Annotated in this window: 16 protein-coding genes; 6 read left to right on the top strand and 10 right to left on the bottom strand. The window is 56.8% G+C overall.

From position 1 onward, the window contains the following. Window positions 1-12 precede the first annotated feature (12 nt). From ABD796_RS22650 to ABD796_RS22660, 3 genes are all read right to left on the bottom strand, one after another. Window positions 13-924: a Gfo/Idh/MocA family protein gene (locus tag ABD796_RS22650; protein ID WP_344912133.1), complete on the bottom strand. Its 912-nt coding sequence runs from the start codon at window positions 922-924 to the stop codon at window positions 13-15. Then, complete coding sequence (locus ABD796_RS22655) at window positions 921-3,272, bottom strand: glycoside hydrolase family 31 protein (protein WP_344912135.1); 2,352 nt, start codon at window positions 3,270-3,272, stop codon at window positions 921-923. The genes ABD796_RS22650 and ABD796_RS22655 overlap by 4 nt, the downstream gene beginning before the upstream one ends. A 160-nt stretch (window positions 3,273-3,432) precedes the next feature. Beyond that, window positions 3,433-3,855 (bottom strand): hypothetical protein, encoded by a 423-nt coding sequence (locus tag ABD796_RS22660; protein ID WP_344912137.1) that lies wholly within the window; start codon window positions 3,853-3,855, stop codon window positions 3,433-3,435. A gap of 299 nt (window positions 3,856-4,154) precedes the next feature. Between ABD796_RS22660 and ABD796_RS22665 the strand changes: the two genes are divergently transcribed. The 4 genes from ABD796_RS22665 to ABD796_RS22680 all read left to right on the top strand — a co-directional run bounded on the left by ABD796_RS22665 (window position 4,155) and on the right by ABD796_RS22680 (window position 11,416). After that, a complete protein-coding gene (locus ABD796_RS22665; RefSeq protein WP_344912139.1) occupies window positions 4,155-7,172 on the top strand; it encodes a TIM-barrel domain-containing protein in 3,018 nt (1,005 codons plus the stop codon). 754 nt (window positions 7,173-7,926) lie between these two features. After that, window positions 7,927-8,469 (top strand): RNA polymerase sigma factor, encoded by a 543-nt coding sequence (locus tag ABD796_RS22670; protein WP_344912141.1) that lies wholly within the window; start codon window positions 7,927-7,929, stop codon window positions 8,467-8,469. 33 nt (window positions 8,470-8,502) lie between these two features. Beyond that, window positions 8,503-10,014: an extracellular solute-binding protein gene (locus tag ABD796_RS22675; RefSeq protein WP_344912143.1), complete on the top strand. Its 1,512-nt coding sequence runs from the start codon at window positions 8,503-8,505 to the stop codon at window positions 10,012-10,014. A 25-nt stretch (window positions 10,015-10,039) separates the two neighbouring features. After that, on the top strand, window positions 10,040-11,416 hold the full coding sequence (locus tag ABD796_RS22680) for an ABC transporter substrate-binding protein (RefSeq protein ID WP_344912145.1): 1,377 nt from the start codon (window positions 10,040-10,042) through the stop codon (window positions 11,414-11,416). 310 nt (window positions 11,417-11,726) lie between these two features. On the opposite strand, the gene ABD796_RS35690 is transcribed toward ABD796_RS22680, so the two are convergent. The 4 genes from ABD796_RS35690 to ABD796_RS22695 all read right to left on the bottom strand — a co-directional run bounded on the left by ABD796_RS35690 (window position 11,727) and on the right by ABD796_RS22695 (window position 15,722). Continuing rightward, on the bottom strand, window positions 11,727-12,239 hold the full coding sequence (locus ABD796_RS35690) for a PD-(D/E)XK nuclease domain-containing protein (protein WP_379116871.1): 513 nt from the start codon (window positions 12,237-12,239) through the stop codon (window positions 11,727-11,729). Between the two features lie 285 nt (window positions 12,240-12,524). Then, entirely contained in the window at window positions 12,525-13,277 is a 753-nt protein-coding gene (gene sdhB, locus ABD796_RS22685; RefSeq protein WP_344912147.1) for a succinate dehydrogenase iron-sulfur subunit, read from the bottom strand. A 2-nt stretch (window positions 13,278-13,279) separates the two neighbouring features. Further along, window positions 13,280-15,040 (bottom strand): succinate dehydrogenase flavoprotein subunit, encoded by a 1,761-nt coding sequence (gene sdhA, locus ABD796_RS22690; protein ID WP_344912149.1) that lies wholly within the window; start codon window positions 15,038-15,040, stop codon window positions 13,280-13,282. A 16-nt stretch (window positions 15,041-15,056) separates the two neighbouring features. Next, a complete protein-coding gene (locus ABD796_RS22695) occupies window positions 15,057-15,722 on the bottom strand; it encodes a succinate dehydrogenase cytochrome b558 subunit (RefSeq protein WP_344912151.1) in 666 nt (221 codons plus the stop codon). A gap of 448 nt (window positions 15,723-16,170) precedes the next feature. Between ABD796_RS22695 and ABD796_RS22700 the strand changes: the two genes are divergently transcribed. Beyond that, window positions 16,171-17,070: a LysR substrate-binding domain-containing protein gene (locus ABD796_RS22700; protein WP_379117153.1), complete on the top strand. Its 900-nt coding sequence runs from the start codon at window positions 16,171-16,173 to the stop codon at window positions 17,068-17,070. A gap of 176 nt (window positions 17,071-17,246) precedes the next feature. Here ABD796_RS22700 and ABD796_RS22705 read toward each other — a convergent pair whose 3' ends face one another. Next, window positions 17,247-22,358, bottom strand: coding sequence for a heparinase II/III domain-containing protein (locus tag ABD796_RS22705; protein WP_344912155.1), 5,112 nt, complete (start codon window positions 22,356-22,358; stop codon window positions 17,247-17,249). A 202-nt stretch (window positions 22,359-22,560) separates the two neighbouring features. On the opposite strand from ABD796_RS22705, the gene ABD796_RS22710 reads away from it, so the two are divergent. After that, a complete protein-coding gene (locus tag ABD796_RS22710) occupies window positions 22,561-23,433 on the top strand; it encodes an AraC family transcriptional regulator (protein ID WP_344912157.1) in 873 nt (290 codons plus the stop codon). Between the two features lie 68 nt (window positions 23,434-23,501). On the opposite strand, the gene ABD796_RS22715 is transcribed toward ABD796_RS22710, so the two are convergent. Beyond that, window positions 23,502-24,167, bottom strand: coding sequence for a potassium channel family protein (locus ABD796_RS22715; RefSeq protein WP_344912159.1), 666 nt, complete (start codon window positions 24,165-24,167; stop codon window positions 23,502-23,504). A gap of 12 nt (window positions 24,168-24,179) precedes the next feature. Next, window positions 24,180-25,520: a TrkH family potassium uptake protein gene (locus ABD796_RS22720; RefSeq protein ID WP_344912161.1), complete on the bottom strand. Its 1,341-nt coding sequence runs from the start codon at window positions 25,518-25,520 to the stop codon at window positions 24,180-24,182. Window positions 25,521-25,528: the final 8 nt, after the last annotated feature.

A 25,528-nucleotide genomic window follows, 5' to 3' on the forward strand; every position in this document is an offset into this window, starting at 1 on the left:
TGACTCCTTCTGTTACAAATCGACCGTGTCTCCGCTATGCCTGCTTTCGTTGGCCGCTTCGATAAAACGGACGATTTCGATCGTTTCTTCCTTGGCCAGCGGCGAACCCCCCGTCTGGAACATGGTCAACACCTCTTCCAGCATGCAGGCGTAAAAAGGCTTCGTTCCCGCGTACGCGTTTATGCATCGGCTTCCTTTTTCACGGTGGACGACGGCTCCAAAGACGCCGTTGCCTTTGCGGTTGCCGCGCACCGTGCCGATGCGGCCGTCTTTCCATTTGCCGACAACGAGCTCATGGTGCTCCGATGTTTCGGCAGTCACGTGGATGCAGCCTGGTCCGAGAATCGCATACAGCATTTCAACGGCGTGAATGCCGTACCAGAACAGTCCCGGCTGCGTCGGTTCGAGCGCCATCGGGCCCTGAGTGTCGGCGCCTATCACGGCGCCGCTCTCCCCGTCCCAGAGCGCTTCGGTCAACGGCTGTGCATAGCGCAGCGAGGAAGCGCTCATCAAGGGAAACCCATATCGCTCGGCCAGCCCGAACATGCGGACGGCGTCGGCGGTGCAGACGGCAAAAGGCTTGTCGACAAAAACAGGCTTGCCATACGGCGCAATCGCTTCAAGCAGCTGCGGATGCGCGCGCCCGTCTACCGATACAAGCAGAATGGCGTCGCATTCCCGGGCGACTTGTTCGGGACTGTCTACGATGCTTACGCCGAATTCGTCGCGCAGTTGGGCAGTGTACTTCGGCACGTAGTCGTACTTGAAATCGGGGGAGCCGCCGGGAAAGGCTACGGCCACGCGGCCCCCCGGAACATGGTGCGGGTTTTGCGGATCGTTAAGCAATTGGGCGAAGGCGGTCGTATGCGACGTATCCAGGCCGATCATCCCGAGCTTTAACGCAGTCGCAGTCGTTTTCGTCAACGGGTCGACCTCCTTATCCGAATTTCCAGCGGATTGCACTTCTGCTCGTCTTCCGCCACCGTCAGGCGAATCGTTCGCCGTTCGGGATCATAAATCCAGCCCTCCGGCGCGGGACAGCCGGCATCGCCGTCGAAGCGATCCGCTTCCGAATTCGCCAGTTGCGGCAGTTCCTCTCCGCCCATGGTTACATGTGCCGGTTGCTCCTCTGAATCGATAACGAGATTGTAGCTTCGGCTTTCCGGCATGCCTTTATAGGAGCCCGCCCGAACACCGATATGGATAGCGAGGTCTTCCTCCCGCTCGCGACATACGAACGATGTCGTCGCGATCTTGCCTTCCTCGTATGCAAAGGTCGTCCCGTCGTCCTCATAAAGCGTAAATTCGCTGTCTCCGCACGGATAAACGCGCAAGCCGAGACGCTCAACGGATTTCTCGCCTACATAATCCATCTCCGGCCACGTCGGAATAATCGCGCCCGCGCGGACGAACAGCGGTCCTCCCGCATATGCGGGCACGTCGCAGGCGATATTCGCCGGACCGACAACCCGTTTGCCGGTCCAATAGTCGATCCACTCTCCTTCCGGCAAATAAACTTGATCGGTAAAGGCGGCGACCAGAAAAAAATCCCCGAGCATATATTGGTGCAGCAGCTCATCCGAATGCGGATCGTCGGGAAAAGCGACCGGCATCGCCCGGACGATCGGCATACCGGAGCGGGCGGCGACATGCGCTGTGGCATATATATACGGCAGCAGACGGTAGCGCAGCTTCGCGTACATCTTGAACATGGCCAGCATGCCTTTGTCAAGCAGCCATGGGTGGCGCCAATACGCCCAGCTATTCACCTGCGACCATGGCTGCAGAAATCCGAAATGGAGCCCGGCCGGAGTAAATACGTCCATATCGCAGCTCGTGTTCGCGTGACCGGACAGCCCGTGATTGAGCAGAGACACTAGCGGCTTCGGTCCTCCGCCGGTATCGCCCGCCCAGGTGGCCGCATATTGCTGGATGCCCGCGTACCCGCCCGCCGTATAAATCATCGGCCTGCGTCCGGCTTGCTCCCTGAAGCCCTGGTACATTTGCTTCGCTAGCAGCAGCGGATACAGATTATGCATCTCTTCATCGCTCATCCCGTTGCCCCACAGCCGGTCAGGGTGGTCGAGAACTTGTTTGGCTCCATCCAGCTTGAACGCGGAAACGCCCTGTCTCACAAACTTGTTCAAATGCGTATACCACGCCTCGCTTCGTTTCGTGATCCCATCCATATATACCGGGTATTGGAGTGCCGTATCTTGTTCATAATCGTCCGGATGCGCGCCTTGTAATCCGGCCCCCTCGCCGCCTGAAACGGTAGTAACGCTTGTTGTTTCCTCATTCGTTTGAATTAGCCGTTCTTCATGCAAACTAAGGTCGTAATCGGCGCACAGCCATAAACTTAATTTAAAGCCAAGCCGTTCCAAGGCGCCGAAAAAAGTGGCAGGCCCTCCGTCCGGCAACCATTTCGGAATGGCAAACCGCTCCGGATGCCAGTTTTTGTTCACCGAATAATCGTAATGCTTTTCCATCCAGCCCGGCTCCAGCCCAATCAAATCGCATGGGATGCCTTCCCGGCGAAAGTTCAGCGCATCGTCGATCATTTCGCGAGCATTTGCCTGCTCATTGCATACGAATGTAAGGCCGTATGACCAGATCGGGAGAAGCTGAGGCTTGCCGGCGACGGATGTGTAGCTTTGCAACAGATCGGCAAGCGTTTCACCCGCGAATAAGTAATAGTCCAATTCGCCGCGACGCCCCCAAAATCGCAGCCGGTCGGGCTTAGCGCTCCCGATATCTACGGCATGTCTCCAAGTCGTGTTGATGAGAAGCCCCCAGCCTTTGCTGCTCATCAGAAATGGAATCGGAGCGTAAGCTTTCACATTCGCTACCCACATGTTAGCCCGATGACCGCGCTTTTGAATACGTTCCCTCGTTTCGTCGCCGAGCCCGTACAACCGTTCCTCATCAGCTAGCTGGAACTCTGCGCCGAACCCGCGCTGCGGGTTCGACCACGGTGGTATTGCGTGACTTGTCAGCAGCTCCCCTTGGACATTCGTAAGTTCGATGCGGCCGCTGCTTTTCTCTACCCGAAGCTGTGCCCGTTCCGTACGAATGATCCATACGTGCTCTTGATCGTCTACCGAACAAACGGCAGCCTTTTGCCGGTTGTCCAATATTCCGTAACGGATCAGCGCCGGCTCGCGGAAATCGCCCGCTGCGCTTATGCGGATGCGGAATGTATCCGGCGCGATAACTTGAATTCGCATCTGCTCGCCGTTTTGCAGCGATAGATGAATCTGATTTTTTTCCACAGTGTGCACCTTTCCAGTACTTATTTCGGCTTCGCCGTCTGAATTTTTTGATTGGCCGTTTCTTCGGCATCGCGAAACGCTGTATTCAGATCTTTCACACCGGTAATCGTTGCAATGACCGCATTGTAAAATTCGGTCGTCGCGATGCTGTTATATCTCGTTACTGCGCTCGCAGGACCGTATTTTTGGGGCAGCATCGCTGAGGACCGACCGACGGCGCATCTTTAAAGACCGGAAACGTAGCGATATCAAAGTTCATTCCTTCCAGTTGGGCGGCATGCGTACCGGTGATTTCGAGGAACATGGCCGTATTACGGTCTTTGGCGATTTGCTTGGCCATATTAACCGTCGTCGGCTCCAGTGTGCTCAGATCATAGTCATATTTTTTAATCAGCGGGGAAATATCGTACTCCATTTTCGGATCCAGCAGCGTAGGCGGCGTCGCTCCGATCGAGAAAAACATAATGTCGATTTTCTGGCCTGCCGCAATCAGTTCGGTAATGCTTGTTCCCGGCTTCGAACCACCGACGATAAACTTGGGAGTGATATAGGGGAATTTTTTCTTGAGCGGTTCCCCCATCATCTTTTTTAATCCGTCTTCATCCCAATCGTTTATAAACGGATATTAAATGACAAGCTCGATCGGCTCCTGCGGCGGCTCGTTCGGCCCGTTTGTGCATCCCGCAAGCATTCCCACTGTCAGCACTGTCGCCGCTAATGCCACCGCGCTTTTTTCACCTTGCTGTTGACCATTGCTTTCTCTCCCTTCGCCGATTTACAATCATTCTATATGAAACCGCATTCAGAACGTAGGAAGATCGATTGCAATCGATCGCCTAGTTATGACAATTTCTCTATTAGCTGACAAGGAGGCCGTGCAACTTGGACGAATACGCTCATTCAACCGTAATTCCAATCGCAAGCGGCGGCTTTATGCGCGTGGAAGCCGTATCTCCTTATACGTTTCGCATTCGTATGAGAGAAACGAACGACTTTCCGGAATCCGCGCTCGAACGATACGGTATCATCCGCAGTCGGCACTTGTGCGATGTCATAACGGATAATGACGGTTCCCGCATCACGCTGAGCACTGCAAAAGCAATGCTCCGTGTCGAGGCTGCAAGTGGAATGCTTTCTTTGTACAAGGAGTCCGGCGAGCTTCTGACCAATCACGCTGCACCGTCCCGGTATGGGGCCGGAACAGGGTTTGCGGTCCATTTCTCGATGACGGACGGCGAGAAATGGTACGGGCTGGGGGATGAGTCGAGAGAGCGCCTTCAACACCGCGGACATCGCGTGAGCATGTGGGTGGAGAATGTGAAGCGTTACGCTCCCGTTCCGCTTTTGATGAGCAGCAAAGGCTGGGGGCTTCTGGTCAATACGACATGGAAGCATGAAATCGATATCGGTTGCACGCAGCCCGATCGGCTGACGTTCGAAGGACTAGGCGGGGAACTGGACTACTTTGTTTTTGTCGGCGATAGTTTGGAGCAACTGCTGGACCGCTACACGGACGTGACCGGAAAACCGGTATTGCTGCCCATTTGGGCGTACGGCTTGACCTACGTATGCCATGAGCAGGTCAACGCCCGCCAGATGGTCGATGACGCCCTCAATTTTCGCCGCGAAGGCATTCCTTGCGACATGATCGGATTGGAGCCGGGATGGATGAAAGAATTTAACGATTTCTCGGCGAACAAGAGCTGGCACCCGGAACGGTTCGGCATTCCCTCTTATGCGAAAAAATCCGACACCTTCATCGGAGCGCTGGACAAGCTGGGCTTCAAGCTTAGCTTATGGCTGGGCTGCGATTATGACCTGAGCGTGTATGAAGAGCGGCAGCTGGCAGGCGCCCGGACCAAGGCAGCAGAGCCGTCGGACCATGAAGCGGATAAGGAGTCCTGGTACGCTCACCTGCGGAAGTTTGTCGAGCAGGGCGTCTCGGCCTTCAAGCTGAGCGGAGCTTACCAAGCGATCCCACAGCCCGGACGCCGATGGGGCAACGGCATGGATGACGAAGAGATGCACAACCTGTATCCGCTTATGCTGGCCAAGCAGATGCATTTGGGCTTTAAGGAGCAGACCGGTCTTAGGTCGATGATCTACACCGTGTCCGGGTTTACCGGCATGCAGCAATTTGCCGCAACATGGTCCGGAAACTCCGAACAAGAGCCGGGGCTCGTTTCCCTGCTGAACCACGGCATGTCGGGTCACGTCCATACGACCACGGATATGGATGTCTCGACTCCCGAAGGCATTCATTTCGGATTTTTACAGCCATGGTCGCAGTTGAACAGTTGGGCTTATTGGCGTCATCCGTGCCTGCTGGAACATGACCTGCTGCAAACGTTCAAGACATACGCCAAGCTGCGCTACCGGCTGCTGCCGTATATTTACTCGGCGGCCCACTGTGCCGCTCGCACCGGAATGCCTATCGTCCGCGCTATGCCTCTGGCTTATCCCGCCGACTCGCGATCGGACGGACTGCTCCATCAATACATGCTGGGAGACTACTTGCTAACAGCCGCGTTGACGAATCGGATTTATTTGCCCGAGGGCGTCTGGTTCGATTATTGGACGGGCAAACGGCATACGGGACCGCTGGAAATGGAGTATGCCGTGACAGCCCCGGCTGGCGGTCCGTTGTTCGTGCGTGGAGGAGCTATTATTCCGGTCTGGCCGGAGGTGACGCATATCGGAGCCAAGCAGCCGGAAAAACTCGGCCTGCATGTTTATCCGCACGGGGAAAGCGAATATACGCTTATCGAGGATGACGGGACGACTTACCGGTATTTGGATCGCGAGGTCGCCGAGACGGCCATCTCTTGCCGGGCGACGGAGAAATGGACTCGGATCGCCATCGGCCGGCGGACGGGACAGTATGAGGGGATGCCAGTCAAGCGCAAATACGAGCTGCTTCTTCACGTTCAGGCGAAACCGCTGCAGGTCGCCGTCGACGGACGCGTCATCGAGGAAATGGGGCAGCCGCAGGAAAGCGGTATGACGGATGCCGGTTGGCATTTTGACCGGACGTCTTGGCTCGTCCGCCTGATCGTGGAGGAAAAGACAGATAGACCGGACGGTCTGACGATCGAAGTCCTTTACGATGCTACCCGGCGCAAGAAACCTGAGGAACCTGCCGGCAACGTCGGCGAAGCGGCGGAACGACCGGACGGGGAAGTTCTAGAGCCGCCCGGAAGAGCGTGGTCCGCCTCCCCCCTGCCGGATCGCGGGCATGACGAGCCAAAGCCCGCCTCGCCCGGAGCGAATACATTGTGGGAGGCCGAGCTGGAAATCGGGCTGGAGACCGGGGATCCGGCCAAAGCGTTCACGGCTTTGGAGCAATGGTGGGTCGAGGAGATGGAACGCCATTCGGACACGGAGGAAGCGCGCGTAAACCTGCTCATCCTTTACGGTTTGTTCGTGCGCATTTGCAACCGCCAAGGTTGGACGATTCAGACGGTGCTCGGCGGGGATTACGACGCTTTTCGCAACATGCAGGCTCTGTCCGGGAGCGAGCATGCTTATAGCCTCATGCGGGGAGCCGTGCAGCGCTTCGTCGACTACAGACGATATTCCAAAAAAGCGAACGTCCATCCGCTGATCAAGCAAGTGTCCGGCATTGTCGAAAAGGAGATCGACGGCGAGCTTGCGCTGCAAACGATGGCCGAACGGCTGCATGTCAATTCGTCCCATCTGAGCCGATTGTTCAAACAGGAGATCGGCAAGACGTTCACCGATTACGTGCTATCCAGAAAGATGGAACGGGCCAAAGCGGTTCTCGTCGCCGGCAGCACCGTCTCGGAGGCGGCCTTACGCCTCGGCTACAAGGATACGAGCCATTTCATCCGCGTGTTTCGCAAATATTGGGGTGTGACTCCCGGCGAGCTGAAACATTGACGGCGGCCACAAGCCGCGCGAAAGCCGCATAGCGGCTTCATGCTCGGAAAGGACATCAAGTACACCTTGATGCCGGGCGACGAATTGGTTGTCTCGTACTCCGCCTTGCCTGAAATGTTTGTAATCCCGATGGGCTGAAAAATAGCGTGAAACGTTGCTCCGCCGAGTATGCGGGCGCACGGGTTCGCGCTTTTTTTTATAAATAATTTCACTATAGTTTTATGCCACTGTCTGACGAAACAGCAAGATCCGAATACGGCCGCCGGAGTATTAATCACCTGCAGCCGTATCGACCTGCCCCCGTCTACAGGTTATAAAAATACCGGCTCCGTCATGGACGGATGAGCATTGCTGACTGCGCCCGGCTTTCCGGATGTCCCTCTGCAGCCGGGCGCACCTACACTTGTGCTAGAGTAAAGGGCAGAAAATTCTGCCCCTCCCCATCAAACCGTACGTGAGGTTTTCTAGAGCGTGTCTTCCAACCTAATTGAGCCACGCAAAAAAATCACGAATTGTCTATTAATGAAATATACTTTTAAAATTAAATTCGACAAAATAGGATATTAACGCTGCACACTGTTTTTGGCTAAACCTATATGCAAAATCAATCCACCGCTGCTTAACCGATCGCACATAACAGCCCGCTTTTCCCGGCACTCCCCTCCTCTTCCTTTAATGCCACCCGACAATTTCCCCGCAAAGCAGGGAACCCTTTTCCCGAAGCGCTCGTCCAATTGATCGAGGTGAACAAAAAGTGGGTTTGGACTATTTGGGCACGCTGTCCGACAGCACGGACAAAAACATCATCCTGAGGGATCTTATGGAGCGCTACGGCAACGATGTGTGGAACTATGCCTTCTTCCTGACGAGTCGTTTCGATCAGGCGGACGACATTTACCAGGACGTCTTCCTCAAGGTATACCGCAGCATGTTCTCCTTCCGCGGGGAATCGAGCGTCAAAACATGGCTGCTCGCGATCACGCGCAACGTCGCCAAAGACCACCGCAAATCGGCATGGGCCCGCCGAGTGCTTCTGATGGCGACGATCCGCAGGTCGGAAACGGCTTCTTCGACGGAAAAGGAAGTGCTGAGCCGGATGGTCAACGGCGACATCTGGAAAGCCGTGATGGATTTGCCCGAGAAGCTGCGGGAAGCGCTGCTCTTATACGCCCATCACCAGTTGACCGTTCCCGAGATCGCCTCCATGCTCAACCTTTCGCAGGGTACCGTCAAGTCGCGCTTGCACCGGGCGCGGGCGAAGGTCCCCGTTCTTTTGAAGGAACAATTGTTCGACTGATCTGCGAGGACCGACAGCGAGGAGGCGATACCTTTGAGACCGATACGTTCGGATTGGGAAAAAGAACTGCGGCACTTCCCCTTGAATCCGCAAGGAGTGCCGGCCAAATTGAAGCAAAGCGTGGAGGAGCGAATCGCATTGGAAGCGACACATAGACGCGGCAAAGGCAAGGCATGGGTGGCGGCAGCCGTTCTACTGCTGGTAAGCGCCGTTCTCTTTGTCCAGCGGGAGCCGATTTTGAGCTTCTTCAGGCAAGAGGTTGACAGCGACCCGTTTGACGTCAAGACGGAACGATCGCTTAAGGTGCAATGGTACGACGGCATGTCGTTCATGAGCCGTTACGGCAGCGCTTTTATTATCCAATACCCGAATATGGATATCGAGACGGTCAATTCGCCGCCTTACGATCCGCAGAAGGACCGGATCGCCCAATACGAGGACATGATTGCCCGCGACAAGCCCGACCTTGTCTATTTGCCGGTCGACATTTACCGGGAGCTGGCCGCCAAAGGAACGCTGCTTTCGCTTAAGCCGCTGATAGACAAGGACAAATACGCCCTGTCGGGCTTCAACGACGGCATCGTGGACTCGATCAGGGCGATGGGCGGCGGAACGTTGTACGGCCTGGCCCCGAACTTCTCGGCCAACGCCTTGTATTACAACAAAACGATATTTGACCGGTTCGGCGTCCCGTATCCGACCGACAAGATGAGCTGGGACGAGCTGTTCCGGCTGGCGCAGCGCATTCCCGCCGATGGAGAAGGAGACAACCGGGTATACGGCCTTTCCCTTTATATGGCCTCGCCTTTCGGAGCTGCCGACGCCGCTTCCCGGACGCTCGGGCTCGGCTTGACGAACGAGGACGGAAGCAAGATGACGGTTCATACCGAGTCATGGCGAAGCATATGGCAGTTCGTGACGGACGGAGTCCGAAAAGGCTGGCTGTACGAAGAGAAGCCGAGAACCGGCTCCATTTCGGGCATCGATTTCTACAAGCGCAATCCGTTTATGACCGGGAATGCAGCCATGATGGTGACGAATTCCTCGATGGCAAGTGAATTGATCGAAGCGAAGAAGCGGTACAACCTGGCCGAATTTGCTTGGGATATCGCAACGGAGCCGGTGAACCCGGCCAATCCGGACGTGTCGGCGTCAATTTCATTTGACGGCATCTACGCCATACCCGCACAGGCGGCCCATGCGAGAGACGCTTGGGAGCTGATCAAGCTGATTCACAGCGAATCGATGACGAAAAAGGTAGCCCTTCAAATGGCGGGAATCGGTCTCAGCACGCGCAAAACGACCGCCAAGTCGACGAATTCGTACCGCATCGAAGCGTTTACGATGCTTCGGCCGGATACGGAGGCCGCCGCCCGGGCGAATCCGATCTATACGAACGAGCTGTACAACGCTATGTCCGCAGCCGTCACCGAAGAGATTAAGGCGGCCGCATCCGGCGCGAAAAGCTTGGACCAGGCGATTGAGGCGATTCAGCAGCGTGGACAATGGGTGCTCGATCAGAAGAAAGCCGCTGCAAAACCGTGAACGGGATGGAGGCTGAACATTAGAAATGAACAAAGACGACTTGCTCTTCACTCGGCCCCTTCGCGTGGCTGTAACCGGCTTGCTGGCGTTGTCCGCCCTTATCGCCGGCTGTTCGGACAAGCGATCCGCCGAACCGGCCAAAGGGATGCTGCGCGTTCCGATGTACGATGAAGAGTCGTTTTCGAGGAGTTACGGCGATTATTTTGCGGTCAAGTTTCCGGAGGTGGACGTTCAGGTCATTCCGACCAAAGACTTGTTCGGCCCCGACAAAAACTACTATGAAGGCTACACGAAGCTCATTCGCGAGCAAAAGCCGGATTTACTGATTACGTACGACCCGGCAGAATACCAGAGATGGGCGAACGAAGGGCTTCTGCTTGATCTCGAGCCGTTCGTCCGGAAATCGAAATTCGACCTGGACAGCTTTACTCCCGCAGCTCTCGCGCAGCTGCGGCTAAACGACGAGGGCAAATTGTACGGCCTGGCTCCGGAGCTGTCGAGCAGCGCACTGTATTACAACAAAGATTTGTTCGACAAATTCGGAGTTCCTTATCCGACCGATAAAATGACATGGGAGCAAACGATGCAGCTCGCCCGCCGGTTTCCGGTCGATCCGAACCCGGAGAAGCGGATCTACGGCATTCACGAAAAGTATTGGACGCCATTCGATTTCATTGCGGACATAGCGGCTACAGAAGGCGCCGACTTTTTAAGTCCCGACGGCAAACGGGTCACCCTCGAGTCGGATATTTGGAAAAAGGCGTTCGGCCATGTCATCGACGGGTTCAAAAAAGGCAACCTGTTCTATTATTACAAGGACGGGAAGCCGATCAATTACGGCCCCGAGGAAACCAAGCAAATGGATTTGTTCAGCTCGAGCAAAGCGGCGATGATGATCAGCGGCACGGAGCAAATGTTTCGCATGAAGCAGTGGGGAGAAACCGGCTTGAATTGGGGCATCGTCACCGTTCCCGTCGATCCGGCGAACCCGGACGTTACCCGCCATCTCAGAATCTCTCCGATTTACGCGGTCTCCTCTAACGCGGAGCATCCCGAAACCGCTTGGAAGGCCGTCCAATATTTCAACAGCGAGGAAGCGGCTAAGGTCAGTCAAAAAACGTCCGACGTCCTGTCAACCCGCACCGCCTTCGCGAAAACGAAAGACGGCCGCAGTCTGGATCCGTTCTACAGCTTGAAGCCAAAAAAGCAGGACGACAACGCGTACGCGGCCATGCCGGGAAGCTATTATATGACATTCCTGACTCTTGTCATTCGCGAGATCGACGAAGCGGTCAACGGCCGCAAAACGGTAGAGGAAGCGATGCGAACGATCCAGAAGGAAGGACAAGCCTCGCTGGATCAAGCATGGATGGAGGAAAAGGCGAAACCTGGGGGAAAATGAGCGCTCATCCTCGTGCCACCCTTTCGCCGAACGAGACGGCAAAGCGACCTGATCAGACGAATTGCCTCTCTATTAGGAATGTAAAGCAAGCCGCCTTCCCGCTGTTCTCGCGGGCGCGGCTTGCTTTACGTTTTCCCCAATCGTCCCTTATACGAACCTTCTACAAGCCGAAATAGCCTTGATGGCTCAATGATGGCTCAATGATGGCTCAAGGCTTTCCGGCTATATATCCAATTTGTGATTGAACCTCTTTATGGAATGGTTTCCACATATAGCTCCGATTTGCCGACTACGATCCACAGCGCTTTTTTCAAATCCCGGCGCTCTCTCCATTGACGGCTGTTTGCATATCCGAGAAGTTGATCCTTCCCTTGTTTCTTGACCTCCTGCGGTCCTCCAGACGCAAATATTTGCTTTCCCAAAGCCACTCGTAGCGAATTTCTTGCTTTCGAAAATCTTTCTCCAAATAAATATCGATATACCCTTGGTCGACTTCTCGCTCGCTAATGGGGTGGTACAGTTCAGTCAGATGTAAAGTTCTTTGGAGCACTACGAGGAGCCGAAAGTCGGGAAATCGGCGTTTTTCTGCGGTGGCAGCTCCGGATAATGCTCGAAAGAACCTTATCCGCGCCGAATGCCTGCCATTTTGCCGAGTTAGTGTTCTTTGGAGCACTACGAAGCGCCGGAAGCCGGGAAATCGTTGTTTTTCCGCGGTGGCAGCTCCGGATAATGCTCGAAAGAACCTTACCCGCGCCGAAAACCCGCCATTTTGCCGAGTTAGTGTTCTTTGGAACACTACGAGGTACCAAAAGTCGGGGCGCACCGTCGGAACCGGCGCTTTTTCACGGAATTACTTGGTGAATAAGTTTTACATATCGTAGTCTGGGACATTCCAGAAAGCCCGGCATTGATGAAAGAAGTCGCGACGCAATGTCGACACGTTAACGTGTCTACCCGTCTCATCATCCGGAGAATCCGTTTATCGCGATTTGCCCTGTAAGCCGTCCTTCGCTATACCGCTTTAGCGAAGTTAAACTTTCGCCAACGTCAAAAAAGGAGAATGCCACAGCATTCTCCTCTTTCAATCATCGTATGCTAGAGCCCGGCCTTACATGCCAAGCCATTTCTTGAACAGATGCTTCGTCGTTTCGGCATTGATCGCCGCGATCGACGTAGTAAGCGGGATGCCTTTCGGGCAGGAGCGGACGCAGTTCTGCGAGTTGCCGCAGCCTTCGATGCCGCCGTCGTCCATCAGCGCGTCCAGACGCTCGTGCTTGTTCATCTCGCCCGTCGGGTGCGTGTTGAACAGGCGGGCCTGGGAGATCGCCGCCGGACCGATAAAGCTCGACCGGTCGTTTACGTTCGGGCAAGCTTCGAGGCAGACGCCGCACGTCATACACTTGGACAGCTCGTAAGCCCACTGGCGCTTCGATTCGGCAAGCCGGGGACCCGGGCCGAGATCGTACGTGCCGTCGATCGGAATCCAAGCCTTGACGCGCTTCAGCGCGTTAAACATGCGCTCGCGGTTGATGACGAGGTCGCGGACGATCGGGAATGTTTTCATCGGCGCCACGCGAACCGGCTGCTCCAGCTTGTCGATCAGCGCGGAGCACGCTTGGCGCGGCTTGCCGTTGATAACCATCGAGCAGGCGCCGCATACTTCCTCCAGGCAGTTCGATTCCCAGCATACCGGGGTCGTATCGCTGCCTTTGGCCGTCTTCGGATTGCGCTGGATTTCCATGAGCGCGCTAATGACGTTCATGTTCGGGCGGTAAGGAATTTCAAATTCTTCCGTGTACGGCTGCGAATCCGGGCCGTCCTGACGGGTGACAACCAACTTGATTGTTTTCGTCTCAGCCATAATCAGTGACCTCCCGTCTTCTTGTTGGCCGTGTAATCGCGTTTACGCGGCTCGATCAGCGATACGTCGATATCTTCGTACGAGATTTGCGGGCCGTCCGGCGTCCACTTGGCCAGCGTCGACTTCATGAACTTGTCGTCGTCGCGGTCCGGGAATTCCGGCTTGTAGTGAGCTCCGCGGCTTTCGTCGCGCAGCAGGGCGCCGACGGTCATCGCTTCGGACAGCTCCAGCATGTTCCACAGCTGACGGGAGAAGGCCACGCCTTGGTTGTTCCAGCGGGCGGTGTCGGTCATGTTCAGCTTCTGGTAGCGTTCCTTGAGTTCCTTGATTTTGCCGATCGTTTCCTGCAGCTTCGGATTGGTCCGGACGACGGTCATATTGTTCGTCATCCATTCGCCCAGTTCCTTATGCAGCACATAGGCGTTCTCGGTGCCGTCCATTTTCAGGAGCTTCTCGTATTTGTCGGTGTTCTTCTTCGTCTCGCGGTCGAATGCGGAGCTGGATACGTCCTCAGCCGACTTATTCAAGCCTTTGATGTATTCGATCGCCTTCGGACCGGCCACCATCCCGCCGTAAATCGCCGACAGCAGCGAGTTCGCGCCCAGACGGTTCGCACCGTGGTATTGGTAGTCGCATTCGCCGGCCGCGAAGAGGCCCGGAATGTTCGTCATTTGGTTGTAATCGACCCACATGCCGCCCATCGAATAGTGAACGGCCGGGAAAATCTTCATCGGAATTTTACGCGGGTCGTCGCCCATGAATTTCTCGTAAATTTCGATGATACCGCCGAGCTTGACGTCTAGCTCTTTCGGATCTTTGTGGGACAGGTCGAGGTAGACCATGTTCTCGCCATTGACGCCCAGCTTCATATCGACGCAGACGTGGAAAATTTCCCGAGTCGCGATATCGCGCGGCACGAGGTTGCCGTATGCCGGATATTTCTCCTCGAGGAAGTACCACGGCTTGCCGTCCTTGTACGTCCAGATGCGTCCGCCTTCGCCACGTGCCGATTCGGACATAAGCCGCAGTTTGTCGTCGCCCGGGATCGCCGTCGGGTGAATTTGGATAAATTCGCCGTTCGCATACGTAACGCCTTGTTGGTACACGGCGCTTGCCGCCGTCCCGGTGTTGATGACCGAGTTGGTCGTCTTGCCGAAGATGATGCCAGGTCCGCCTGTCGCCAAAATAACCGCATCGGCGCGGAACGTCTGAATTTCCATGGTGCGCAGGTTTTGCACGCACACGCCGCGACATACGCCGTCATCGTCGATTACGACCGACATGAACTCCCAGTTCTCGTACTTCGTAACGAGACCTTCGGTTTCCCAGCGGCGCGCCTGCTCGTCCAGCGCGTACAGCAGCTGTTGGCCGGTCGTCGCGCCCGCGAAAGCGGTGCGGTGATATTGCGTTCCGCCGAAGCGGCGGAAGTCAAGCAGACCTTCCGGCGTCCGGCTGAACATGACGCCCATCCGGTCCATCAGGTGAATGATGCCCGGCGCGGCTTCGCACATCGCCTTGACCGGCGGCTGGTTCGCGAGGAAGTCGCCCCCGTACACCGTGTCGTCGAAATGCTCCCAAGGGGAGTCGCCTTCGCCTTTTGTATTAACCGCTCCGTTGATCCCGCCTTGGGCGCATACGGAGTGGGAACGTTTTACCGGTACAAGCGAGAAGAGGTCGACGTGAACCCCGGCTTCGGCCGCTTTTACGGTAGCCATCAGCCCGGCAAGGCCGCCGCCGACAACGATAATATTGGATTTTGCCATTGCTGTTCACTCCCCCTTAATGTTTGCCCGCCATATCCAGCACGGAAGTATCCTGGAACGACGCGTCCGTGAAGGCTACCATCGTCAGAATGAACATGATCGACATGACCACGAATACGCCCATCCATACGATGCTCGACACGCGCTGCGCGCGAGGCCCGACCGTGATGCCCCAGCTGACGAGGAACGACCACATGCCGTTCGTGAAGTGGAACGTCGAAGCCAGTACGCCGATCAGGTACATCGTGAAGTACGCCGGCGTCGTAAACACTTCGTGCATCAGAACGCCGAGCGAATCGTGCGTCTGATTGCCGAGCGTCACCTGGAAGCGGGTCGTGAAGAAGTGCCAGGCGATAAAGATCAGCGTAACGACCCCGGTTACCCGCTGCAGCGTAAACATCAGGTTACGGAAATACCCGTAATTGCTAACGTTGCTGCGCGACTGGAACGCCACGAACAAGCCGTAAATGCCATGGTACAGAATCGGCAGCCAAATGCCGAACAGCTCCAGGAAAAAGACGAGCGGCAAGCTGTTCAACCACCGTACGGAGTCGATAAAACCTTGATGTCCGCCATTGAACGCTTCATAGTTCGTAATCAAGTGCTCGACCAGAAAGAAGCCGACAGGTATTACCCCGAGCAATGAATGAAGCTTTCGGTAGTAATAGGAATTACCGGTCATGGAAACGAGTTCCCCCTTAGAGAAATATGACAACGTGTGCAAAACAAACCATCTTTCATTGTACTCCCGAGTGTGACAAGCGTCAACAAAATGTCGCATAAAGTCGAATTTTCGACAGCGTTTTCGTCGACACCGTTCCCTCCCGGCATAACTGCATATACATGCCTATTTTGCCAAGGAAGAGCAGGTTTAAACCCCGGAATGTCAAATTTGGACGTCATTCGTCGTTGCCCGCGCTGATTCCGGATCGAGAACCTGCTTGCTGCATTTCAGTGGAGCCGAAACCGCAATTTTGAACTTTCTTTGACAGCTTTCATGTTACTCCCAAAGGACTTATAATGGAAGTGCCGTTTTCTTATAATTGGTTATGCGCTCAGCTTATAAGAGGCACATGAACTATCGTTGCCTATATTATTGAAGCGATACGAAGAAAGGAGGCACTCCGATGCTGCCGAACCTGGAAGCGTTCGCCGTCGTCGTCGAGCACGGCAGCCTGAACAAGGCCGCCCAGACGCTTAACATCTCGCAGCCCGCGCTCTCCCGCAAAGTGGCCCAATTGGAGGAGCAGCTCGGCATTTTGCTGTTCGAGCGCAAAGGCAAGAAGCTCGAGCTGACCCGACTCGGCCAAATTTGCTACGAGTACGCTCTGGAAGTCGGCGAGATGGAGCGCAAGCTGCTGCAGCGCATCGCCGAGCACCGCTCCTCGTACAAGAGCATTACGATCGGCGCCAGCCTGACGACGCTGCAATCAACGTTGCCCGACCTGATCGCCTTGTATACGCGCGAATTTCCCGAGACGGACATTAAAGCGATCACCGGCAAAACCCATGAAATCGTCAGCCTGGTCAAAGAAAAAAAGGTCGACCTCGGACTGGTCGCTTCCAAAATCGACAACCCCGAGCTGACATGCGTGCCGTTGTTTGAGGATCATTTGTGCCTCGTGCTGCCTTCCTACCACAAATGGGTGGAAAAACCCGGCATCGATATCAATGAGCTGCAGGAGCTGCCGATGATTTTGTTTTCCAAGGGCACCTGGTACCGGATTTTGATGGACGAGTTGTTTCATCGGTATATGGTGTATCCCGACGTCAAAATGGAAATCGACTCGTTCGAAGCGATACTGCGGCTGGTCTCCACGTGCAATGTGGCGACGCTGCTGCCGAAATCGTATTTGCGCCAAACGGTGCTGGACAATAACGGGCTCGTGCTGCGCAACATTCCCGAGCTGCAGGAGACGACGCGCACGACCTCCCTCCTGTTCGGGTCGGAGTCGTCTCTAAACACGTCGACGCGGCAGTGGATTCACCATGCCAAGCAGCATTATGCGGGCGGCCATATTTTCCGTTGAACCGATCGCAGCGCCGGACACACGGCAAAGAAGCGGGACGTGCGGCCACGAAGGCCGTACTCCCGCTTCTGCCAGTTTGTCCGGAAAGACGAGTAATGCAACTCTCCCTCAAACTTCTCGTCCGTTCTTCATTCCGTTCTCCAATCCAGTCTACCCTCGTCAACCCTCTCGTCAGATCAAGGCGACACCGATTCGATCCAGGCCAGCGCTGCGGCCTCGAGCCAGCCGAACGCCGCTTCGGAGATCAGCCCCTGCTGTCGCACGGAAAGATCGCGAATTTGCGCCAGCAAATCGTTCATGTAGGCGACCGCCGTAGCCGTTTCTCCCCGGTCGATAAGCAGCTCGATGATCGCAAGCCGGTAAGCCAGCTGATCCGCGAATACCGGATTCAGACCTCCGCCGCTGCGATAACCGTCGATGGCCGAAGCAATATCCGCCAGCGTGACCGGCTTCTCCCCGAAGGACGCTTCCGCCGACAGCGGAATGCGCAGGCTTGCTCCTGCCGCCAAATCATAGACGTACCCTTTTCCGAAATCGTTCGCATCGACGTATCCGCGGACCGTCGTCTTGTCGCCGATGTCGAGCCGATAACGGTTGCCGCCGAGCCCCGTAACGGCGCGAATCGGATAAACGGCGTTGCGCTCGCCGTCATTGGCGATGTAGACCATGCGTTCGGCCAATTGACCGGGGTCCGTTCCGTGCAGTTGCAGCTCGACGTCGATCGTGTTGGCAAGCGACAGCTCCTTGGTGAAATCGATCACCTTGCCCGTCGCTGCGGCGTTCGAGACGAGCGGGGTTTCGCCGATTTTGCCGATCGAAGCTCCGTCACCCGCGTACAAATAGTCGGTTTTCCCGTCCTTTTCGGCGTATACGCCGAAAGCGCCGCGGAACTCGATCTTGTCGTCGATCGTGTACGTGATACCCGGATCGGAAGACAGCATCACATAATCGATACGGCCGCCGACAAGCGTTACCTTGACCGCGCGTACGGCCGTGCTTTGCTCCGTTTGGACGACAACGCCGTTCTTCTTCACTTCCGCTTGTTCGATTGCGCTAATATACCGTTGGCCTTTGTACGGCTCGATGACGGAGGTAAACAGGCTGTCGAGATTTTGTCCCGAACGGCGGGCGATCATATACCGCAGCTCGGGCGGATTGCCGGGCTTGTTCCTCGGCGGCACGCCGTCGGCCAATGCCACCTCGTCCGTGGCCCCGAGCATCGTCAGACGCAGATGAATGTCCGTGTTCGCCCGCGCGCCTTGGCCGAGCACATTCCACGTATCGCGCACGTTCCAGTCCACGCTGAACGGCCCGACCGCACCGCTCGTACGCTCCACGTTTTTCAACCAATGGAAGCCGCTGCCCATGTAGCCTGCCCCGGCCACGTCGTCTGCGCGCTCGCCGAAGGCGACGCCCGGTCCCGCATAGGTGCCGGTCGGCTGCGCCGTCAGCGTCAGTCCCTCGGTCGTAACCGTTCCTTCGGCGCTGTGAAAGCTGTAATGGTGGTCGGTTCCGCCTTTCACATGGAAAAAGTCCACCGTGTACGATTGATCGTCGTCCACGCGAATCATCGCCGTCGTACGGCGGTACGTTTCCGTCTGCGGATAAACGCGCGGCGCTCCGATTTCTGTCCATTTCACGCGGTCGGTCTCGTCGAATTGGACGGGAATGCCCACGAACTGGCTGTTCTGCTTCCGCTTGTTCACGACGACCGTATTGTGGCTGATCGTATTGGTCACCCACTGCGCCCGGTGCATATCGACCGAGTCGGCGAATTCGGGGTAGCCCAGATCAGGGGCAAGGTCGAGCCCGTATGCATGCAGGCCGAGGTTCAACGTATCGCGATGGCCATGGCCTGAACTGCGGCCGTAGTACATCCACGTGTCGCGCAGCGTATTGCGCTGCTTCTCCACCCGCTCCAACTCGTCCGCCGTGAGCAGACGCAGCGAGGTAACGCCCATCTTGAAATTGCTCGCCGTCGGCGACTTGCCTTCGTTCTCGAACCGGATCGTATGGCTGCCGGCTGCCAAAGCGAGCTCGGCCAGCGTTTCCTCGTCCTTGGACGAGCCGAAAAAGTCGATCCGCTTCACGAACACTCCGTCGATATAGACGTTATATATACCGTATGAGGCGGCGCGGAAAGGCTTGAGCCGAACGAAATACGTTCCCGGCTTCTCGACCTCGAAGGCGAACGCGATGCGCTGTCCGGCCGTCGTTGCCTCAAGCTGGACCGTTCCCGACGCTTCGTACGTATTGTAGGCCGTCGTCGCCTCCGTTACGCCAAGCTGCGGAAAGCCGTAGCCGATGCCGTACTTCGTCTTGTCGTTCTCCCCGTCACGCAAGGCCGAAAAGCCGTAGCCCGTCAAATTGACGCTCTTCTGAACGAGCGGCCCCTTCTCGTCGATAACCGCACGGATGCCGGCCGCCACCGAACCGGGATCTTCGGAGAAAATGTCGCCATGAATGCCGTCGGTCGTATCGTTGTTCAGAAAGTAAGCCATCTGCGCAAAGATCGGGTCTCCGTAAATTTCGAACGCCCGGATCGCCTGCGCTTTGTCGAGGCCGGTCAAGGACGGATTGCCCGTCGAATCCGAATCCCCGATCGACGGGACGTAGCGCTCGGACAGAAGCAGCGGGTACATCGAATCGAACATGCTGCGGAATTTGATGTTCTGATACAGGTCGGCCATCGGGTATTTGTCGTAGCCGTACAAAATGTCGGCTGCCTGAATGAAATTGCCGAGCCAAAGCCGGTTGTAGCCCGGCGCGGCTTCATTGCCGTGCCCGTCCCGATCCACGTCGTTCACGAGAGAGGTCAGCACGTTGCCGCCCGTCACGCGCCACGGATTGGATACCAGCCCGCCGGAGCGGTTGTTAAAATCGAGCCATTCGCCGATTTCCGGCATCGTGTCGAGCACGACGGCCGCCATAGCCAGCGCGCTCTGATGCATGCCCACGTTGCCCCGGATCTGGCTTTTCTTCACGCCCGGGTACACCTGGCGCAGGATGCCGTCCTCGATATTGCGGCGAATGCCGGTCGCCGAGTCTTTGCGCGACAGCTTGTACTGGCTGCCCTTGGCGCTAAGAAACGCGATCGTCTGCGCATCGTCCGTCGCCGGGAAAAAAGCGTCGTAGGCGCTGACGAACGCCTTGACGGTGCTAGTCTCCCAAATCGAGCCGATCGCCTTGCCCGTCCCCGTGCCGCCGGCGGATTGCAAGAATATCTTCGGATCGAACACCGACGTGTCCAGCTCGGGATATACGTCCGCCACCCGGTCCAGCAAAATTAGCCCCGCCCGTGCATACTTGACGTCACCGGTGTACAGGTACGCGTCGCGCAGTGTCGTAATGGCGTTCGTTATGAATCCGCTCGTATGCCACAAAAACCAGTGGGCATAGTAGGCGACGAACGTATAGGTGTCTCCGTTGCCGTCCACCCAGCCGTATCCGTCGTCCACGCCCCACGTCGGGCCTTTTTCCGGGTAGAGCGTGTTGACGAGCAGGCTGCGGTCGGCCAGCTCCGGTCGGAACGTGCCATGCTTATCGAGACCGCTGGCGTAATACGCGCCGAAGTCGTTGGTCGGAAACTTGTAGCCGCTGCTCGGGTCTACTATCTTCCACGGCTCGTTAATAGGATCCGCCGTATAAGGATAGTTTCCGTACTTGTCGATCTCCTTGCCGGTCACGGGACTGCCCTTCGCCTGGTTGACGCCATAGCTGCGGGGGATGGACTGCGGCGCGACCAGATTCCATAAAAAGTCGGGATCGAGGTTGACGTAAACGTCCGCAGCCGTTATGGCCGCGCTGCGCACGGAAGCCGCCCAATCGTACCCGCTCGCGTTTTGACGCGCATTGGCGACCTTTTGCGGCGTATAATACGTACTGCGCGTCTTGTCGCTGGTCAATGCCGTAACCGTCACCGGCACCGCCGCGTTCAGCGTGACGCCGCCTGTCGCAACGGTCGCCTTCAGCTCCGCGATGCCGGGCCGCACGCCGCGATACGCCCCGGTTGCGGCATCCACGGCGAGCGTCTGTTCATCCGAGCTGGCGTAAACGATATGCGCGCCGGTCAACGCCGCCTCCGTCCCGTCCCCGTACAGCCCGGTCAGCTTCGGTTCCCCGTATTGGCTGACCGTCACGGTCAAAGGCGCCGCCTCCAGCTTGAGCGAAGAAGGCTTCCTGACGCCGACGGTCACGTTGCGGTAACCTTCGACCGTCGCGCCGTTCCAGGTCGCGACCGCCCGCAGCACGGTCTCGCCGAAGGCCAGACCCTTTAATGTTCCTTGCGGCGATACGGCGGCCACCGATGGATCGTCCACCCGATATTCGGCGGCAGCCGAAGGCAGCTCGACGGTCGTCTGGTCCGCAAGCGTGCCGATCAACGCAATCTGCGATACGGCCCCGGGATACATCTCATCGGGCGACAGATCAATACGAACTCCTTGCAGAGCAGCATTGCTCGATACCCGTATCGACGCGTCCGCTGTAGCGATGCCCCGGTTCGTCGCAGCCGTGGTCGTCACAACAGCGGTACCGACCGACAAAGCCGTAACGGTTCCCTCCGCGCTTATCGCCGCAACGGCCGGCGCACTGCTGACATAGGTAACGCCGGTAACGGTGACCGGCGTGCCATCCGACATGGAAACATACGGCCGGATGGAGGCCGTCTCCCCGACGGTCAGTCCCGTCTTTGCCGGCGCGGCGGCAAGCAACACCTTGGGCTCTACCGGCGTCAAAATCAGCTCGCTCGCATACATGCTGTAGTTATCCCCCACAGTCGCCGATCGGTTTCGCCCGGTAACCGTAAACGTAACAGTATGGTTTCCGGCTTCCAAATAACGTTCGGCCAGTACGACGACCGGACCGAACCGGCTGCCCGGATCGTAAAAGTCGTACGTCCCCGCAGTTGTCCCGTCGATCGCGATTTGGCCGATGCCGGCGCTGAAATACAAATACCCTTTAAAAGAAATGCTATAAGTCCCCGTCTTGGCAACGGCAAACTGGAACGAGCGGGATTGCCCGACCGCTCTCGCTCCGATTGCCGCGCCGTAGGCGGCGTTGCGGGTCGTCACCGGCGGCGCGGTCAAAACGCCCAGCGCGGTCAAGTTCCCCGTCCCTGAAAACGCATCCAAAAACCGGTATACGACCGGCTCGTCCGCTGTTTCGGCCGATACCTTCGTCGGCGGAAGCAGCCCGATCAGCAGCACGAACGACACAATCGCGCTGATCCACGGGACAAAACGCCTATCCCGGCAAACCTGATGAACGGACAATCGTCTGGAACTCAATCAATTCACTCCTTCTTGAGAACGGATTGGATGCAAGAACGCATCGTTTCGTCAGTATAAAGGAGTGCCGAAGGAAAGCACATGGACATTTGATACGAGAATTTGGACAAATTTGCCCTATTTTGGATTAGATTTGATCAATACAAGTATTAAACATGTTATTATTAAGTCATGCTACCATTCGTTCGTTGGGAGGTTCAGAATGGACACGATGTATATGCCCGATATGGATACCGCCTTCCGGGTATACCAGACCCATCTGCGCGTGACGAAGCCTCATTGGTCGAGACCTCTGCACGATCATACGGTTTTTGAGATGAACTACTTGATCGATGGCATTCAGGACGTGCTTGTCGCCAACGATAAGATGACGATGCAGGCCGGGGACGTACTGCTTATTCCGCCTGGCGTTCCCCATCGCGTAACCGATACGAGAAACACGGAAGCGACGTATTTTGCGCTGCACTTTGATGTGGAGGACTATCCGTTCCGGGCCGCCTTGAGCAGGCATCGCTGCAGGCTGTACCGCCGGGGCTCCGAGGCGGAGCGGGTCATTCGCGATCCGCTGGTCTGCCTGATCGATACGATCCGGCAGGCGTACGACTCGAATCCGGCTCAGCCGTCCCACCGCATGAAGCTGGTTTCCCAGTTGTTTGCCGTATTTGCCGCGCTCGGGGACGCGGAGGAGCCGGTTCCTTCCGTCAACAATCCCGGAGAGGCAGGACAGCGGCTTGCCCGAAGGATGGCCGAGATGATCGAGGAAAGCGTCCGGTCGGCCGACGGGAGAAGCGCAACCGCGGTGGAGCACAGCATCGCGCGCATATCCGAGAAGCTCGGATACAGCCCCTCCTACTGCGCGCGTCTGTTCCGCCAAACATTCGGCCGCTCCCCGCGTCAGCACTGGACCCATGCAACGCTTCACCGCGCCCGCCTGGAGCTGCTCGATCCGGACCAGCCGCTCGAACGGATCGCCGCGAAACTCGGCTTTCAGGACGGCGCGCATTTCAGCAAACAGTTCAAACGCTGGACCGGCTGCTCGCCGAGCGAATATCGCCAAAACCGGCATAGCCTGTAAGAACCGTTTGACCGTGCCGGACGGAGAACAGGAACAGAGCGAACGCGTCCGGCGCGACAGTCGTTTCGTCAGTTGCCGGCCAGCTCTTCCTCGAACGATTCGATCTGCTTGTTCGTGCCGATGATGACCATGACATCGCGTTCGTTCAACACATCGGCTGCGGCCGGAGCGATGATGATGCCGCTGCTTTTGTTGATCGCCACGACGCTGCAGCCGTATTTGGCCCGCGGGTCGAGCTTCTGCAGCGAGACGCCGTTCAGCTTCTGCGGCACCGACAGCTCGGCGATCGTGTATTCCTTCGACAGCTCGATATAGTCGAGCAGATTCGGGTTGGCCAATTGATGCGCCACTCGTATGCCCATATCGCGCTCGGGGTAGATGATCCGGTCTACGCCAAGCCGCTCCAGCACTTTGCCGTGCAGCTCGGTCAACGCTTTGGCCACTACCTTCTTCACGCCGAGATCCTTAAGCAGAATGGCCGTCATGATGCTGGCCTGAATATCGTTGCCGATTGCGACAATGGCACAGTCAAAATTGCGTATCCCGATCGAGCGGAGCGTCTCTTCTTCCGTGGAATCAGCCACGATGGCATGCGTCAGCACATCGGACATTTCCTCTACGGTCTCTTCATCGCGGTCGATGCCGAGCACCTCCAGATCCTGATTGACCAGCTCCTTCGCCAGACTGGAGCCGAACCTGCCCAGACCGATTACGGCAAATTGTTTCATTTTCATCGAGAAATTCTCCTAACCGATTATGATTTTGCCTTCCGGGTGCCGGTACAGCTCCTTGTCCGGTTTCGGCTGCAGGGCGTACGCCAGCGTGATCGGGCCGAGACGGCCGGCGAACATCGTCAGCATAATGATGCACTTTCCGACGAGGGTCAAATCCGGCGTCAGCCCCATCGACAAGCCGACCGTGCCGAACGCCGAAGTGACCTCGAACAGAATCATCAGAAACGGATGATCCTCCGTCGTGGACAGCACCATCGCCACCACGATTACGAGGATAATCGCGAATAAGGTGAGCGTAATCGCTTTATAAATACGGTCTTTGGCCAGACGGTAATGAAACAGCACGATGTCTTCCTTGCCTCGCATCATCGCCACCATCGCTCCGATCAGCGTCGTGAACGTCGTCGTTTTGATACCGCCGCCGGTCGAGCCCGGAGACGCCCCGATAAACATCAGCATGATGATAAAAAACTGCGTCGCCTGCCGCAGCCCGGCGATATCGACCGTATTGGCCCCGGCCGTGCGCGGCGTGATCGCCTGGAAGAAGGCGGCCAGCACTTTGCCCGAGCCGTCCAGCGCGCCGAGCGTGCGCGGATTCGTATATTCGAACAGGAAAATGACGATGGCCCCGAACACAATCAGGAAAGCGGTCATGCTCAGCACGACTTTCGTATGGAGGGACAGCTTGCGCCTGTTGCGGTATTCCATCACCTCGGCCATGACGATAAACCCGATGCCGCCGAGTACGATGAGCGCCATGGCCACCGCGTTCACCAGAACGTCGTCGGCATAAGGGACTAGGCTGCGGAATTGGCCGAACAAATCGAAGCCGGCATTATTGAACATCGATACGGCGTGGAATACGCCCAAATAAATCGCCCGCCCCGGGGAAAAATCGAACGACCAGCGAATGGCGAACAATGCGGCGGCGGTCAGCTCGATGACCAGCGAATAGACAAGCACCTTGCGGATGAGCCGCACGATGCCTTCCATGGAGCCCTGATTCAGCGCCTCCTGCAAGATGAGCCGTTCCCGCAGCGAAATCCGCTTGCCCAGCACGAGCGCGATCAAGGTGGACATCGTCATAAAGCCGAGACCGCCGACCTGAATAAGCGCCATAATGACCACTTGGCCGAAGACGGAAAAATAAGTGCCGGTATCGACCACGACCAAGCCGGTCACGCAGGTGGCCGATGTCGCCGTGAACAAGGCGTCCGCGAAGCGGAGTCCTTGTCCGTTCGCCGACGATATGGGCAAGGACAGCAGCACGCCGCCAAGAACAATAATGAGCGCGAATCCGATGACAAGAAATTGCGGAGGCGTGAGACGGCCCAGCAGCGATTTTCGTTTCAAGGGCGATT

This window comes from Paenibacillus hodogayensis, assembly GCF_039536325.1.
GTDB lineage: Bacteria > Bacillota > Bacilli > Paenibacillales > NBRC-103111 > Paenibacillus_AB > Paenibacillus_AB hodogayensis.